The organism is Alloscardovia omnicolens DSM 21503, from assembly GCF_000420505.1.
GTDB classification, from domain to species: Bacteria; Actinomycetota; Actinomycetes; order Actinomycetales; family Bifidobacteriaceae; genus Alloscardovia; species Alloscardovia omnicolens.
The window spans coordinates 1-15,472 of sequence record NZ_ATVB01000007.1 but is presented as its reverse complement, the minus strand read 5'-3'; the positions used below and the strand labels follow the sequence as shown (position 1 = coordinate 15,472).

At 50.4% G+C, this 15,472-nt stretch carries 15 protein-coding genes; 10 read left to right on the top strand and 5 right to left on the bottom strand.

Annotation, left to right across the window (positions count from 1 at the left end; translation table 11 throughout):
• Positions 1 to 3: 3 nt before the first annotated feature.
• Positions 4 to 579 carry an FHA domain-containing protein FhaB/FipA gene (locus G464_RS0103980; RefSeq protein ID WP_021617281.1) on the bottom strand — a complete coding sequence of 192 codons (576 nt, stop codon included), beginning with the start codon at positions 577 to 579 and terminating at the stop codon, positions 4 to 6.
• 14 nt (positions 580 to 593) lie between these two features.
• The gene (locus G464_RS0103975; RefSeq protein WP_021617280.1) at positions 594 to 1,292 is read right to left on the bottom strand and encodes an FhaA domain-containing protein; all 699 of its coding nucleotides are present in this window, start codon (positions 1,290 to 1,292) and stop codon (positions 594 to 596) included.
• A 674-nt stretch (positions 1,293 to 1,966) separates the two neighbouring features.
• Here G464_RS0103975 and G464_RS09665 point away from each other — a divergent pair.
• The 4 genes from G464_RS09665 to G464_RS0103955 all read left to right on the top strand — a co-directional run bounded on the left by G464_RS09665 (position 1,967) and on the right by G464_RS0103955 (position 11,372).
• Positions 1,967 to 3,079 carry an alpha/beta fold hydrolase gene (locus G464_RS09665; protein WP_022856824.1) on the top strand — a complete coding sequence of 371 codons (1,113 nt, stop codon included), beginning with the start codon at positions 1,967 to 1,969 and terminating at the stop codon, positions 3,077 to 3,079.
• 184 nt (positions 3,080 to 3,263) lie between these two features.
• The gene (locus G464_RS08830) at positions 3,264 to 5,909 is read left to right on the top strand and encodes a YhgE/Pip domain-containing protein (protein WP_039777586.1); all 2,646 of its coding nucleotides are present in this window, start codon (positions 3,264 to 3,266) and stop codon (positions 5,907 to 5,909) included.
• Entirely contained in the window at positions 5,896 to 8,220 is a 2,325-nt protein-coding gene (locus G464_RS08825) for a YhgE/Pip domain-containing protein (RefSeq protein ID WP_022856823.1), read from the top strand. The genes G464_RS08830 and G464_RS08825 overlap by 14 nt, the downstream gene beginning before the upstream one ends.
• Positions 8,221 to 8,312: 92 nt before the next feature.
• A complete protein-coding gene (locus G464_RS0103955) occupies positions 8,313 to 11,372 on the top strand; it encodes a hypothetical protein (RefSeq protein ID WP_155237052.1) in 3,060 nt (1,019 codons plus the stop codon).
• Positions 11,373 to 11,447: 75 nt separating this feature from the next.
• Here the strand turns inward: G464_RS0103955 and G464_RS0103950 are convergent, their stop codons facing one another.
• On the bottom strand, positions 11,448 to 12,023 hold the full coding sequence (locus G464_RS0103950) for a TetR/AcrR family transcriptional regulator (RefSeq protein WP_021617274.1): 576 nt from the start codon (positions 12,021 to 12,023) through the stop codon (positions 11,448 to 11,450).
• A gap of 346 nt (positions 12,024 to 12,369) precedes the next feature.
• Here G464_RS0103950 and G464_RS10205 point away from each other — a divergent pair, with 346 nt between their 5' ends.
• From G464_RS10205 to G464_RS10185, 5 genes are read left to right on the top strand one after another with little or no spacing between them, the layout of a single operon-like run.
• Entirely contained in the window at positions 12,370 to 12,732 is a 363-nt protein-coding gene (locus tag G464_RS10205; RefSeq protein WP_022856821.1) for a thiamine pyrophosphate-binding protein, read from the top strand.
• 60 nt (positions 12,733 to 12,792) lie between these two features.
• Positions 12,793 to 13,050, top strand: coding sequence for a hypothetical protein (locus G464_RS10380; RefSeq protein WP_022856820.1), 258 nt, complete (start codon positions 12,793 to 12,795; stop codon positions 13,048 to 13,050).
• A complete protein-coding gene (locus G464_RS10195; RefSeq protein ID WP_022856819.1) occupies positions 13,005 to 13,340 on the top strand; it encodes a hypothetical protein in 336 nt (111 codons plus the stop codon). The genes G464_RS10380 and G464_RS10195 overlap by 46 nt, the downstream gene beginning before the upstream one ends.
• Positions 13,321 to 13,809, top strand: a complete 489-nt coding sequence (locus G464_RS10190; protein WP_022856818.1) for a thiamine pyrophosphate-dependent enzyme — start codon at positions 13,321 to 13,323, stop codon at positions 13,807 to 13,809. Before G464_RS10195 ends, G464_RS10190 begins: the two co-directional genes overlap by 20 nt.
• A 15-nt stretch (positions 13,810 to 13,824) precedes the next feature.
• The gene (locus tag G464_RS10185) at positions 13,825 to 14,046 is read left to right on the top strand and encodes a hypothetical protein (protein WP_022856817.1); all 222 of its coding nucleotides are present in this window, start codon (positions 13,825 to 13,827) and stop codon (positions 14,044 to 14,046) included.
• 272 nt (positions 14,047 to 14,318) lie between these two features.
• Here the strand turns inward: G464_RS10185 and G464_RS10300 are convergent, their stop codons facing one another.
• Together G464_RS10300 and G464_RS0103910 are read right to left on the bottom strand one after the other, a co-directional pair.
• Complete coding sequence (locus tag G464_RS10300; RefSeq protein WP_022856815.1) at positions 14,319 to 14,594, bottom strand: aldo-keto reductase family protein; 276 nt, start codon at positions 14,592 to 14,594, stop codon at positions 14,319 to 14,321.
• A gap of 54 nt (positions 14,595 to 14,648) precedes the next feature.
• Positions 14,649 to 14,867 carry a hypothetical protein gene (locus G464_RS0103910; protein ID WP_145988797.1) on the bottom strand — a complete coding sequence of 73 codons (219 nt, stop codon included), beginning with the start codon at positions 14,865 to 14,867 and terminating at the stop codon, positions 14,649 to 14,651.
• A gap of 352 nt (positions 14,868 to 15,219) precedes the next feature.
• Here G464_RS0103910 and G464_RS09935 point away from each other — a divergent pair.
• The coding region (locus G464_RS09935) for a helix-turn-helix domain-containing protein (RefSeq protein ID WP_155237051.1) at positions 15,220 to 15,472 on the top strand (253 nt) is incomplete at its 3' end.

Sequence of the window (15,472 nt, the reverse complement as noted above, 5' to 3'; positions counted from 1 at the left end):
GGGCTACCTCAATTCAAACGTGGTAGCGCCAATGCGCACAGGAACTCCTGGCGGAAGTAGACATACGCTGTGAATCGGCTGATCTGCAACTTTTGTGCCATTAGTGGAATTCAAATCTTCTACAGCCCACTGATTGGAAGCTGTATCGAAGAAAATGCGAGCGTGGTGAGAGGACACAAATTCATCATCCAGCACAATATTATTATCTGCTGCACGCCCTAAGGAAATAGATCCAGCGCTTAACGGCATGGTAGTGCCTGACAGTGGACCATCAATAATGGTGAGCACTGCTGGCTCAGGCGCGTTCGTTGCGTTCGTTGGATTCGATATGTGAGCGGTGGCTGGAGTTGCTAATGTTTGTGTGTTTGATGGCACACCATCTTGTGCAGGAACTACCACAGGACCATTCGCTCCCACCGCTACCATGTGTTTATCGCGCTCGCGATTAGAACGACGTTTCGAACGATGTGGTGCTAAAGACACAACATCGCGGTTAATCGCACGCACGGCTAGCCATACGAAAAGCCATAAGCCAATCAAAAAGCCGTACTTTAGTATGGCAAAAGTTAAATCAGTCATAGTACTAAAAGAGTCTACTCCGTGGCTGCACTAGACCAGAACAGGATGCGTGTGCGACCAATAGTAATAGTATTTCCATCCAGAAGTGTAGCAGCCGGAGTCTGATGTCCTTCAACATATGTGCCGTTGGTAGAGCCCATATCGCGTGCAACAACGCCGCTATCGGTAATATCGATTTCCAAATGATTGCGAGAGATACCTGGATCATCAATAACAATATCGCTGGTAGAACCGCGGCCGATAACTGTTTTTGGAGCGGTGAGCAGGTACTGACGGCCGTTAATCTCGAGTACTGGGCAGTCCTTGGTGCTGTTATTCGTGGTTAGAGGTGCGGCGTTACCCTGCACGGATTCGGAGGACACCGAGAAGTCGCTCTTAGCCAAGGTGAGGTCTTCCTCGAAGATGACCACAACTGGGCCAACGAAAGCGTAGTGCTGACTTTCTGCATACTTCGTGAGGTTGTCGGCCAATTCATTGGCTAAGGTCTCGCTGCCCCACTTCTCGATGTTATCGAAGTCTGGGGTAGATAGCTTAATACGGTACTCGTTCGGAGCAACCGTGCGGTCTCGACCCACACTCATACTTTGAGAATCAATTTCGCGCTCCAAGGCGCTGGATAAATCGACTGGCTGCAAATCTTTGGAGCCGAAACGAGAGAATGCGCCCTCAACAGCGCCTTCAACACTCTTTTCCAAGCGATCAAGGAATCCCATCGTGTCCCCTTCATAGAGTTCTTACGCGTTTGCATGCGGTGCGCGGTGTGCGTGCGTTATTCGCGTTTGCGGAGCCTTGCGGCTATCATGCTATGCGCGCACTGCTCCACCGTTTTGTCTCAACTTCTTACATTTGTAGTGCAAAAAGCGCGAGGTTGGGGATTTTTGCGCGCATTCTTACACGCCCAACACAACTTACTGGGTTGCGCGGTGATTTGCGGTGGTGTTTGTCTGCGGATAGCGTGAGGGGTGATTGACTTTACAGCTCGTTTTTCCACGACCGTGTGAGGTGCTGTTTTTGGTCGCGGGTGACGAGTCGTAAAGTCAATCACTTTCCACGCCATGATTTTGGTCCAAAATCGCGTTTTTGCAGCCGTAAGAGACGATTCTCTTTTCAGCTCACTTTTCACGCCACCAGAAAAGCTGTGGCGAGCAACTCGTGAGTAATGCGACGCTCACCACAACACAACCAGTACTCACACACCAAAATCCACCAAAAACACGCGCATAGTTGGAATATTTATATTGCGTAATCGAAATCGGGCTATTATAAAAGGCATAAGGGAAGTGGGAGCGCCACAAGCGTACAAGTGTCGCAAGCGCCCAAGCAAGCGTACGCAAACACATGCAAGCACGCACACAAGACGCAAAGAGATGGAGTACAAGGAGTAGTGATGACCATGGTGCAACTAGATGAACGCGCTGCGAAGTTTGGCGTCACTTTCCTGGACGACACGTCCGACGAATCCTACAGTATCGGCATGCGTGGTGTGGAAGCTGTGCTCGAAGCGTCTACGCGCGAAGGGTGGCTCGATGTCGCGACCTCAGAAGACTTTAACGGTCTTGCTGCGGCCCCGACCCCAGTCGTCGCAGAAAACGGCAACAAGCTACATTACGTGCACTACCTGAGCCGAAATCCGCAAGAGAATACGCCGACCATCGTCATTTTGCCGGGCTTTACGGAAATGGTTGATCATTTTATGGAAGTGGCATACTACTACTGGCAGGCGGGTTTCGATATCTACATTCTGGAACACCGCGGTCAGGGTCGTTCGCCACGCGACGTGGCAAATCTCGGCCTTATCTGGATTGACGATTTCCGTCGCTACGTTGCGGATGCCGAAAAGTTAATCCGCACCATTGTGCACCCTCATGCGCAATCTATCTTTAGCAAGGAAGCCCCAGTATATGTGTACGGCCATTCGATGGGAGGCGGTATCGCGGCAGCACTGGCTGAGCACGCACCAGATTTGGTCGATAAGTATGTTCTCACCGCACCAATGATCGCCTCGCTTAGTCCGCTGTCTCCATCACTTACCAAGCTTTTCGCGAGCTTGGGCGCGTTCTTTGCGAGCAAGAAGCAGATTTTCGTGCACCCGGATAAAGAATTCAATCAAACTTTCGATGAGGAATACGCTAAAGGGCTCAGCCACGCGCGCGCGGTCTGGCTGCACAAGCGCCGCCTGATGCTGGAGACGAATCAAATGTACGCAGCCTCGTATAACTGGGTGAAGCAGAGCCTTAAGCTCAACGCCTACCTGCAGAACCAGCAGAACCGAGAGCGCATAACCGCGCCTATGCTGCTGTTCCAAGCCGAAAACGATGCGTGGGTGAGCGACGAACAGCAGGACGCGTTCATTGCGGGCGCAACGAACACGACGATTAAGAAGGTGCGCATGAACGGTGCGCGTCACGAGCTCGAGGCTGAGCAAGCGCAGGTTGTGCGCGATATGGTCGTAGCGATGTTGGAGTTCCTCACGGTCGACAAGGAAGCCGACAAAGCGTGACACTTCCCAGTAATCTGACACTTTGCGATGATTCTGTGAAATCGCTCAGACCGCTTGATTTGCCTTGTTTTACATGTCGCGCGAGCCTTTTAGCCGCGAGAAAACAAGCAAATGCTTTGCGCTGCTGTGAGTAGTATGGCGTAGAACGCGCAGAAACGCTGAGCAACGGTGAGAGAGGACGCACGTGTGGGCAATACTGTGGCATGATCTTAAGAAGATTTTCACGAATCCTGTGGCCATCATTATTACCATTGGCATCACAATTCTTCCGTCTGCCTATGCATGGCTTAACATTATTTCTAACTGGGATCCGTACGCGAATACGCGGCACATTTCTGTGGCCGTCGCCAACCTCGACGCGGGTGCTAGCTCGCAGCTGACGGGCGAGGTGAATGTGGGTGAGCAGGTCGTTTCGCAGCTCAAAGAGAACGATCAGCTCGGCTGGACCTTCGTCAAGACCAGGAAAGAAGCGGTCGAGGGGGTTGAGTCAGGCCGTTATTATGCCGCGGTCGTTATCGATAAGAACTTTTCGCGCTCTCTCGTGCGTATGATCACCTCCGGCGGCAGCAGGCCGGAGCTCAACTATTACGTGAACGAAAAACTCAACCCGATCGCGCCAAAAATCACGGATTCGGGCGCAACGGCTCTTGATAACTTGCTCAACGCCGCGTTTATCGGTACGGCGAGCACGGCTGTCTCTGATCAGCTGAACATCTCAACCGATGAAGCCAAAAGCTTGATTGAGGGCGCGCATGCGAAGACTATTTCCAAGCTCGACGACCTTATGACGACGCTGAGCGAGACGAAAGACGGCTTAGAGCGCGCTCGCACCGCGCTCGATGAGACAGTGGATAAGACGCACAGTGTGCAGCAGGCGGTAAACGATACGAAAGCCGCGGTTGATTCGGCGCGAAAAGCCGCTGATCAGGCCGCGCGTACCGCGTCTGCAAGCTCTACGGCAGCCTCTGGTTTTTCGAATAACGCGGCCGGAAACCTAGCGTCCAGCTCGGCATCGCTGTCTTTGCTGGGCGTGCAAGTGGGTCAAGCGGGAACGACCATAAGCTCCTCGCTCTCTACAGCGAGTGCGGATGTGGCTACGGTTAACGCGCGTCTGAACACGTTGCTCGCCAAGAACGATGCGGCTGTCGCGGCGTTGAGCAGCGTGCTCGATAATTCGACGCTCGACAAGAACTCGGATGCGTACAAGCAGCTCGAGTCGACGCTGAGCGACTTACAAACGCTCAACAAACAGCAGCACGATGCGGTAAATAACTTTAGCCAAAAAGCGCAGGAATCTTTAAGCTCGACTCAAGATTCGGTGTCGAATTTGTCGTCCACGCTCTCGTCGAGTGCACTGAGTTCGGCCAGCTCCTTCCAATCGCTGTCCGCTAGCTTAAACGGCAGCTTAAGCACCTCATTAACCGGCAGTATTGATGCAGCAGGTTCCCTGGCATCGGTATCCGCCGCTTCTTTGGGGCAGGTGAGTTCCTCGCTTGAGCAGTCGAACAATGTGATTGCACAATTGCGCTCGCTTTTACAACAAACGTCCTCAACAATTCAGGCTAGTGAGAACTCAATTGAGCAAGTGTGCACGCATATTAACACCGTGCGCACAGACTTTGCCGCCCTCGACTCGAGTGCTCTGGCCCAAAGATTACGCGATACCAACCTCGACGCGAATGCTATCGGTAGTTTTATGCAAAAGCCGGTGGAACTTGAGCAAAAAAGCGTGTACCCAGTGCACAATTATGGTTCGGCAATCGCACCATTCTTTACGAATATCGCACTGTGGGTGGGCGGTTTTGTGCTTATTGCTGTTATGAAAATCGAGGTGGATGCCTCGAGTCTTAAAGCAGCTCGCCGCGCGCGCAAGCATAAGCAGGCTAAATCGAGTTTCGCCGCGGCTGTGCACACTCGTGTGCGCAATAGTGAGGCCTTTATGGGACGCTGGTTGTTGTTTGCGCTCTTAGGTGCGGCTCAAGGTTTTGTGGCCACGGTGGGAGATCTCATCATCGGTATTCAGATGGAACATCCTGTTGCTTTCGTGTGTGCAGGAATGTTTGCTTCGGTGGTCTACGTAACCGTGATTATGGCGCTGGCGGCAACATTGCGTCATATTGGTAAGGCCATGGCAGTTATTTTGGTGGTTATGCAGGTGCCTGGCTCGTCGGGCACGTACCCGATTGAGATTATGCCGCCATTCTTCCAAGCCCTCGAACCGTGGCTGCCGTTCACCTACAGTATTAATGCCATGCGCGAGACGGTTGCCGGCTATTACGGCATGGAATACGCGAAAAACCTCGGAATGCTCTCGCTCTATCTGCTCGGCGCTTTCGTGTTGGCACTTGCTATTCGCCCGTATTTGCTTAATTTGAACGCGCTATTCGACCGTCGTCTGGCAGAAACCGATCTACTGCTCAGCGAAGAAACGCGAGACGATGGTGCACGCTTCCGCTTGGGTTCTGTGGTGCAGATGCTCATGCGTCACGATGAGTTCGCGCGCTCTCTGCGAAGGAAAGCGGCTCGTTTTGGAGCGCTCTATCCGCGTTTGGTGAGCTATGGTTTGGTGGCGATTTTTGCCGTTCCGCTGCTCCTGCTCGTCTTGCTTTTTACTGTTGAGGCTAAGATTGTCTTCCTTATGCTGTGGCTGCTGTCTGTTGTGGTGCTGGATTTCTACCTGATTTCGCTCGAATACATCCGCGAAGTGTATGAGCGCGAGCTGGGTATGAGTGAACTGTCTGAATCCGCGCTACGCACGCAAGTTGTGGCACGAGTAGCGCGCCGCTGGATCCGCGATGAGAGTGATGAGGAGGGCGATGATGAGCAATAATAACAAAAAGAAACCGGCCATTCGCCGTCAGCATCCGATTGTGAATGTGTTTAAGATTTTTATCGAAGACCAGCGCAACCTCTTCCGCAGTGTTATTGGCATTGTGGTAGCTATGGGTCTCGTGATCGTGCCGTCCATGTATGCCTGGTTTAATATTGCCGCTAGTTGGGATCCGTACGGTAACACCAGCAAACTCAGGGTGGCAGTAGCTAACACCGATAAGGGTTACAGTTCGGATCTTATTTCTGTGCCTGTGAATATGGGTAATAATGTTGAGTCCTCGCTGCGCAAGAATACGAAGCTTGATTGGCAGTTCGTATCCAAGAAAAAAGCTATCGATGGTGTTCATTCTGGTTCGTATTATGCGGCTATCGTTATTCCCGAAGATTTTAGTGCGCACATGCTCACTTTTTTCGAGGCGAATAGTTCTACCGCGAAAATTGAATATTATATTAACGAAAAATCGAATGCTATTGCGCCAAAAATCACCGAAAAAGCAGCCGATACAGTCGTTACGCAAATCTCGGAAACTTTCGCGCAAACTATTGCCTCGATAGCGCTGGACGTGGCGCATCATGTGAGCGATTTCTCCAGCAGTGCGCAAGGCCAGGAGTATGTGGATACGGTCGTGAAGCGCCTCAATACCGTGGCGGGCGATATGGACGCGGCAGCCGTGCAGATGGGCAGTTACGCAGCTCTTATCCAAGCCAGCGCGGATTTAGTCAACTCCTCGCAGACCATTATTTCTGCCGGTTCGAGCGGTTCTGCAGATGCGCGTGCGGAACTCAATAACGCGGTAAAGAAGGTGAAAAATCTCAGCGACGCGGCATCCTCGGCAGGAGATTCGCTGTCGAGTGCGCTCGACTCCGCAGGCACGAGCCTCGATGCGGTTCTCTCACAGCTTGATGCGCTCAGCTCGCCGATTAGCGCCAACGTGGATACGCTCAGCACGCGCTTAACGACGGTGGGCAGTGCTATCCAATCATCTGCCGACTCGTACAGTCAAATTAGTAGCGCTCTCGAGCAGGTGAAGGCGCAGGTGAGCGATCCGATAACAATCAGCAATATCGACGCGCTTATTGCACAGCTCAAGCAAGCGTCTAGCGATGTGACCGCGATCGGTTCGCAGGTGAGCGCGGCCGGCACGAACGTGGCGAAGGCGAAGGAGACGGTGGGGCAGCAGAAAAAGCAGCTGGCCGAGCAGATTCGCGCGGTAAAGAAAACGCTGACTGACGCGAAAAACTCGTTTAATGTGAACGTGAAGCCGCAGCTGTCCGTGCTTGTTTCGGATATGAATACGGTGTCCCAGCGTGCGCAAACTGCGTCGAACTCTGTGCGCGCTGTGCTGGGCTCGCTACGCTCTGAAGGCACGCAAGCTCGTTCGACGGTAAAAACGGTGAGCGATGCGCTCTCGAAAACTCGCGATGCTCTTACCTCCTTGGCCAGCTCGTTGCGAGCAATTGCAACCTCTGTGCAGAACGGTGTAGATGAGACGAATGAGAAACTCTCCGACATTGCCGGCAACGATTTAACCGCCACACAGTTCGCTGCTATGCTTTCTTCGCCGGTGAAGCTCAAGCGTCATGCAGTGTTTGCAGTGGCTAATTACGGCACCGCTATGTCCGCGTTCTACACGATTTTGGCGATTTGGGTGGGCAGCGTTTTCCTCGTCTCCATGATGAAGATTTCTGTGTCTGACCGTCGCAAAGCGCGTGTTCTCGGCTTAGCGAGCACGGACGAACTGTATGAGCATCTGCCGAAAAACTCGCGGCCGCATACCGCGGGTAACGCCAGCTTGTTCGGACTCGGTTTGGGTAGCGAATATTGGGGACGCTATCTTACTTTCCTCGTGTTCTCGCTGCTGCAGTCCACGCTGCTGGTGATGGGCGATTTATGGTACCTTAAAATTCAGTGTGATAATCCGCTCCTGCTTTTCCTGGCCGCTTGGTGCGCGAGCCTGCTCTTCTCCACGCTTATGTACGCGCTCACTTTGGCGCTGGGCGCGGTGGGTAAGGCGATTGCCGTGATTATTATGGTTATGCAGATTGCTGGTTCGGGTGGCACCTTCCCGGTTGAGCTGATGCCGGTCTTCTTCCAGTGGGTCTATCCGCTGCTTCCGTTCCGCTACGGTATGAAGGCTATGCACGCCGCCATTGCTGGCGCGTACGGCAATGAGTATTGGGTGGCGCTCGGTCAGTTTATGCTCTTTATGATTCCTGCTTTATTGATTGGTTTGATTGTTGCGCGTCCGCTCGTAAAGTCCGATGTTTTGATGGAGCAGTTGGCTAAGACGGGCGTATACGGAGAGTAGGTTTTTCGCTAGTTCTCCCTCTATTGTACGATAGAACAGAAGTATTCTTTGAGCGCTCGTTTTGTGCTTGAAAAACGTTGAAAAGAGGAAAAATGAAGAGAAAAGGATGGCTCATAAGCATGGTTGTGGCCGTGGCCATGCTGTTTTCGGGTCTCATCGCCGCGTTCCCTATGGCGAGCGCACAAGCAGCTGATGCTCCGTTGGCGGTTGCTCAGTATGCTAAGACTTCTGGTAGCGCAACCTGCGCAACCAATCCAGCAAGCGCCACCTACAACGGTACTGTCAATATTAATGTGCCGTTGAGTACCGCGTTGGCTGGGCATGATGACGATATGAAAACGGCTGCAAAAAACGGCTATTATCCACACGGTTTGGAAGGAAAAAACAAAATCGCATACATCTCGTATGCGGTCACTTTCCCTGCGAATGTAACTATAGGTCAAGTTACAACGAGCAATACATCGTCCATTATTAATGGCAACAGAATTGTGTCTACAGTAGATGGGCAGACTGTTAACTTTAAGATGTATCTGATTGATACTAACTGGGCAGGCGTTTATGCCGCTTACCAGCGCGATCAGCAAGACCCAGGTGCTCACACGGTAAACTTAAGTATTCCGTACACGGTTACGGCTACGACGAAGCAGCAAGCTCAGCAATTTGAAGCAGCCACTGTTACTGGACGTGGATCTTTCTCCTTCTACGCTAGTGGCATGATGGCTCAATTTGGTTATGGTGCAACAACTTATAAAACTGATGATGCTTCGCAGCCTTTGGCTTCAGGTATGTCGGATTGCTTCCCAGATCCAGTGAAGAAGACTACAAAGTGGGTTGCAGACACTGGCGAATCTCTTAAAAATCCAGTTGTAGGCGACGATTTCCAGGCTGCTGGAACCATCGACGGCTATGAGTTCGTAGGCGAAGCAACTTCTGGAGATGGCAATACCAAGACGTATACCTTCAAGAAGAAGTCCACTAATCCTACCGATGCTATTCCTGAAGGAACTATTAAGGGCACGATTAGTGCTAATCTATCGGGCTCCGCCGACGGAAATAAAAAAATCTCCAACGCAGGCGTTTTCACTGCAGCGAGCAAAAAGTCTGTTTTCTCTGTAACCGGCACACTGCATGTGAACGACCTTGCTAAAAATCAGATGGCTGAACTTATTAAGAAGTACGATGAGAAGCCAAGTGATTTCGCCGATATCTCCTTAAGCAAGACGAAGTTCCAGTTTGTAGCAAAGCTGACTTTGCCTGAAGGTCTTGAATTTGCTGACGCACAGACCCGTGCGCCAATCGATGTAGCTCTTACAGGTGCTGAAGACTTCGAGGTAAAGAGTGCAGAGGTTAAGGGCAAGGTAGCAAACATTGTTATGGGCTTCAAGAAGGCGGAGGACATTACAACTTTCGCTAAGCTCAAGGAGGCTATCGATAAGCTCGACAAGGATTTGTCGGTAACCGTAAACAATATTACTTTTAGTGACACGGCTCAGCCAGCTACCAACTATTCCATTACTGGAGAAGCTACTGGCGGCTTCAGCTCTGAAGCTACTAAAGGTGGCACGACTCGTGCCTTTAACTTCGAGTACACCGCTGCCAATGAAGCGGGCTTACTGCTTACAGTAAACTATGCGAAGCCAATCGAGAGCGATCTTCCTGCGGACGTACGCGGTCGTCTCTCTGTTGCTGACGGCAAGCAGAAAGCTTGGGATACAACAGCACGAGATATTTACCGTGTTCCTTCCGTGAACGATACGATTGATGTTCAGGGTGTTCTTCATGTGGGCGAATCCGTAAAGACTCAGATGAAGGAAATCGAAGACAAGTACGGCAAGAACGAATCTGATTTTGAGAAGATTAAGCTCGATGCCGTACGCGTTGGCTTCCGATCTACGTTGAAGTTGCCAGAAGGTATGAAGTTTACGACAACCAATAAGGACGACCTGAAGCTTGAGGGTGCTCCAGACTTCGATTATGAGGTTTCGTTTACGTCCAACGAAGCTGTAGTTGATTTTGTTTTGAAGGATCCTGCAGCTATTAAGACCTATGCTGATATGAAGAAGGTTATTGACAAGCTCGATGCTGATTTAACGATTACAATTCCTCGTGTTGGTTTCGACGCTGAAAAAGCGAAGAAGGCAGACTTGCCATGGTTTACCATTTCGGGAACCGCTTCTGGCAACTTCAGCTCTTACGCAACCTTTGGTACTACTACTTACCCATTCACCTTCCAGTGGAATGGTAAGCAGAAGCAGGGCGAAGAAGACCGTTACTTCTTCTCGGGTATTAACTTCACTGTTCAGCCAGGTATCGATATGCCAGCTGATTTGCGTGGTGCACAGACCAGTAAAGATTTGGATACCGAACACGAGCAGGTCTATGTTGCAGACTCGTCCAAGTCCACTCTGGACGTAGCAGGCGTTCTTCACATTCAAGATGCTGTTCTTGCCAAGATGAAGTCCATTGAAAACTGGGAGGGTGTTTCTGCAGGTACCTTCGATAGCATTGTGCTCAAGAATACCAAGTTCGGTTTTGATGCAAAGCTCACTTTGCCAAAGGGTATGACCTTTACCAACACCGATATTGAGAAGCTCGGCTTAGTTGCTAACGGATTTGTAGTAAACAAAGAGAAGAGCTCTTTCAAAGGCAATGTTCTCACCGTTCATTTCGATATCGCGAAGCCAGAGGATATTAAGACCTATGGTGATTTGAAGAAGCTGGTGAACGAAGCAGGCAACGAGAACGGTGATTTTATGATTACTGTTCACGGCGTAGCCTTCACTGCCGATTCCAAGCCAAACACCAACTACACCATCGAAGGCACTGTTGCTGGTGAGTTCTCTTCTGAGGCGACACTCGGCAGCCGAACTATTCCATTTGCATTCCAGTGGAATGGCGTTCAGCAGGCTGATGAAGCGGATGCTGTGGCTCCTAAGGGCATTAACTTCACTGTGAAGTACAAGGCTGACCCGACGCCGGAACCTAAGCCTGAGGATCCAAAGGTTCCAACAAAGCCAACAAAGCCAACTGCTCAGAAGCCTTCGACTAAGTTGGCTAGCACAGGTGCCGCAATCGTAGGAATGGTTGTTGTCGCTGGCTTCGCTATCGCAGCAGGTGTATCCCTCGTAGCAATGCGTCGTATGAGGAAGTAGTAGAAGTAACAGTAGAAGCTACATTCTTCATAAAAGGCTCGGTATCTCTCTCGAGATATCGGGCCTTCTCTATGCTTATTCCTCGGGTTGCTTATAAATCGTCCAACACTGCGCCACATAATGCGCCATGTCTTCCGGGCTTTGCGCGCAGCCTTGCGCAAACCACGTGGCGTGTACGTGGGCTAAGCCGCCAAAAATAAAGTTTTGGAAATACTGTTCGCCCTGCTCATCAAGCAGTTCGGTGGCCCATAATCCCTTAATTTTCGGGTAAAAACGGCGATTGTAGGTGTAGGCAACTTCATTAAAAAGCCAGTGCGGGTTGTGTTGCATAATGGCGCGCAACCGACCGTAGCGTTCGCGCCAAAAACTAAAATACACAACCAAATAATCTTCGAAAGTTGTGCCACTGCTGTTTAAAACGCGGTCATAGCATTCATCATATAAATCAGCGAGCAAAGCGTGCAGCACATCCTCTTTCGAGGTGAAGTAGCGGTAAAAAGTTTGCCGCGTACTATGCGCGCGCACAACAATCTCTTTAACAGTAATCTCCGAAACAGAGTAGGAGCACAATAAATCAGCCAAAGCGAGAGTAAACTTTTTACGGGTTGCGAGGCCTCGCTCGGTCAGTGGTGCAGTCTTTGATCCAGCCATAAACCAAGTGTATCAAGCGCACGCACAAGCAAGTCCTGTGCACTACATCACACGTGATGTATATCAATAGTTTGCGGTTTGAACTAACTTCGCGAGCGGTGCAACCGTATGAGGTAAGAGATTGACAAAGCTGACGATCCGTATGAACATGAAGTTCGAAAGTGAGAAATAATGAATAACGCAGTTTCATCTCCAGAAACCCAAGCAACAGTTCCAGCAAGCGTAGCAATGCTTCGCGTTTTGCAGTCATGGGGTGTAAAGCATATTTATACGGCTACCCAGGCGGCTCTTTTAACTCGACGATGGCGGCTTTGGACGCCGAAAAAGAGCGTATCAGTACATTCAGGTGCGTCACGAGCAGGTGAGCGCTTTGGCGGCGTCTGCAGATGCAAAGCTGACCGGCCGTGTTCAGGTGTGCTTCGGCTCTGCAGGTCCAGGTGCTACGAACTTGCTGACCGGTTTGTATGATGCGCGCGAAGACCATGCGCCAGTAGTAGCGCTGATTGGTCAGGTGCCAACCACCAACATGAACTACAACTACTTCCAGGAGTTCGCTGAGAACCCAATGTTCGAAGATGTTGCAGTGTACAACCGCACTGTTATGGCCGCCGAAAGCCTTCCATACGTCGTCGATAAGGCTGTGCGCGAGGCCTACAAGCACAAGGGCGTAGCTGTGGTTGCTATTCCAAACAATTTCGGTTATGTGTAGATTCCAGATAAGCCATATTCCAGCTCCTCGCCAACCGACCGCAAGCCAGCTCCACTTCCTTTGCCAACCGATGAGGAAGTAAAGAATGTTCTCGACCTTATTAAGGCTGCAAAGCGTCCAGTTATTCACGTGAGCCGCGGTATTGGTGCAGGCGGCGAGAAGCTCGTTGAGCTGTCTAAGGAGCTGCAGATTCCTTTGGTTTTGACTGGTTTAGCAAAGGGATTAGTTCCTGAAGAGTATGAAGGAAACTTGGGTTATGCTAACCGTGCTGCATGCAAGGCTGCGGTGAAGCCTTTGCTGCTGCTGCTGCTGATTTAGTGATTGCTTTGGGCTCCAACTTCCCATTTGCAAACCTCGTTTACCTCACGCATAAGTTTAAGTTTGTTCAGATCGACGCTGATTCTGGTCAGTTTGGTTCGCATCGCTTCTTGGATTATGGCGTATGGTCCGATGCTGCTGCTTTTGTTGAGAAGGCTTTGGAGCTGTCTGAGCCAGCTGAATCATTGCCATCCTTCCGTGCAGTTGTGGCTGCTAACAAGAACTGGCAAGAATACATGACCAAGATGACTAACCGTCCATCCGATCCACTTGAGTTCGAGACAGTATAAGGAAATTAACCGCATCGCAGAAGAAGATGCTCTCTTCTCCATCGATGTTGGCGATAACATTATTAACTCCTTCCGCTACCTGCACTTAACTCCAAAGAATAAGTGGACTATTTCCGCCCTGTTCGCTTCGATGGGTTATGGTGTGCCAGGTTCCTTGGCAGGTGCTTTGAGCTTCCCAGAGCGTCAGATCTTTAATATTTCTGGCGATGGCGCGTTCTCGATGGTTATGCAGGATATTATTACGCAGAAGAAGTATAACTTGCCTGTGATTAATATTATTACCTCGAACGCATCCTTGAACTTCATTAAGTCTGAGCAAGATGATTTGCCAATCCCAGAACACTCAGGCATCTTTATTGAAGATCAGGACTTCGCAATGATTGCGCGCGGTATGGGCGTAGAAGCTGTAACAGTAACCAAGTCCGACGATTTGCCAGCTGCTTTCGATAAGGCAGTAGAAGTAACGTAGGCAGGACGTCCGTTCTTGATTGACGTCAAGGTTACCGGTAAGCGCGGTCTGCCTGTAGAAGAGCTTGAACTGCATGTAGAAAACGGTAAGTTCGTAGAAACCATTAACCCTGGTTACAACGCAAACGGCAAGCTGACTCACCCAGATAGCGTAGAAGAATTCTTCGCATCTTACGACGGTGAAGAGCTTAAGCCAATTACCTACTACTTCGATAAAGAAGGTGTGGTTGCTGACTAAGCAATAAACTAAGAAAGGGCTTCCCTAGGGAAGCCCTTTCTTTTAGTCTTCGTACGGCAAATGTGCTAACCGGCGAAATACCGCCGGATCGGACCAATCAAAGAACTGACTGGTAGCTGTATTCAAAGCGCGCACAGCTCCATCTCGCCGTCGCTCAAACTAAATCCCAAATATCTGCGTTCTGCACGATACGCTCGGCCGTGGTGCTCTTCGGAATCAACGCAATACCGCGCTGAACCAGCCACCGCTCAATAACCTGCGGCACGACCTCGTTAAACGAGATGAAATCCTCGAGCCGCGCGAGAGAAATTGCTCACGCCAATCGCGCGCACAACACCGTCTTGCAGCAGCTCGGACAGCGCTCGCCACGCGCTGAACACATCGTTCATCGGATTGTGAACAGATACAGGTCGATATAATCCAAACCCGTACGCGCGGCGCGCACCGTCGTAGCTCGTATCGCTCACCCATAGCTTGGACGTAACGAAAATATCTGCGCGGTCGATATCCAGCTCGGCTTCAGCTCGGTTGGAAAGTTCCGAAACCAAGCAGTGGCAGTTCGACGCCGTTATTGAGGGTGATTGATTGCTTCGTGCTTGTACTTACTTTTGGATGAGATGGCTCAGCTCGTCGTACAGTGCGAGGGCATCGGACTGCTCCTGAGAACCGTAGAAGTAGAGAGCGGAGTCATGATTTTTCTTGCCGTTAACCGTAAACTTCATAGAGCCAGGCTTGTGATGCGATGGTGTGAACTTGACGGCATCGATGGTGTTGGTGAGCACCTTTGTTTCTTTATGCGTGCCGAAAAGTAAGAAATTCAACAAACCTATTCGCTTAATGGTTAATAATTTATCGCCATTTGGATATGTATGGACATCTACAGTGCTTTGACCTCAATGTGAAAACTTATACTTGCTCAAAATTCATCTCCTTCTCACTATATGAGTTTACTCTTCTAATGTTTCCGGATTTTGGAATGCCAATATGTGGCCATGGTGCGTATTGTTCTAACGCAATAAAAAAGAAATCTCCTCGATGCCTGTATCTCTAGGCTAGGGAGAAGATTTATCCGTGCGCACGGGGGTGTGTGGTTTCAGGACATCGTTCCGCTGTTTTTGGGTGTGGTTTTTTCGGGGGTGTGTCAAGACATCGTTCCGCGTGTGATGATGGGGTATGGATCATTCATCGCGTAATATAGCTATTATTCTTTATGTTCTTGAGTCGGGTGCGTCCGTCAAAGATGCGACCAGCGTGTTTCATGTTTCGGATAGATGGGTCAGAAAACTTCTTGCTCGTTATCGTTCGGATGGTTTAAACGCGGTAAAAACCAGGTCAACTCGACCACATACCATGCCTAGTAAAACCAGTGACAGCATGGTTGATCTGATTTGTTCCACGCGTGTATGGTTACACGAGCAAGGATGGG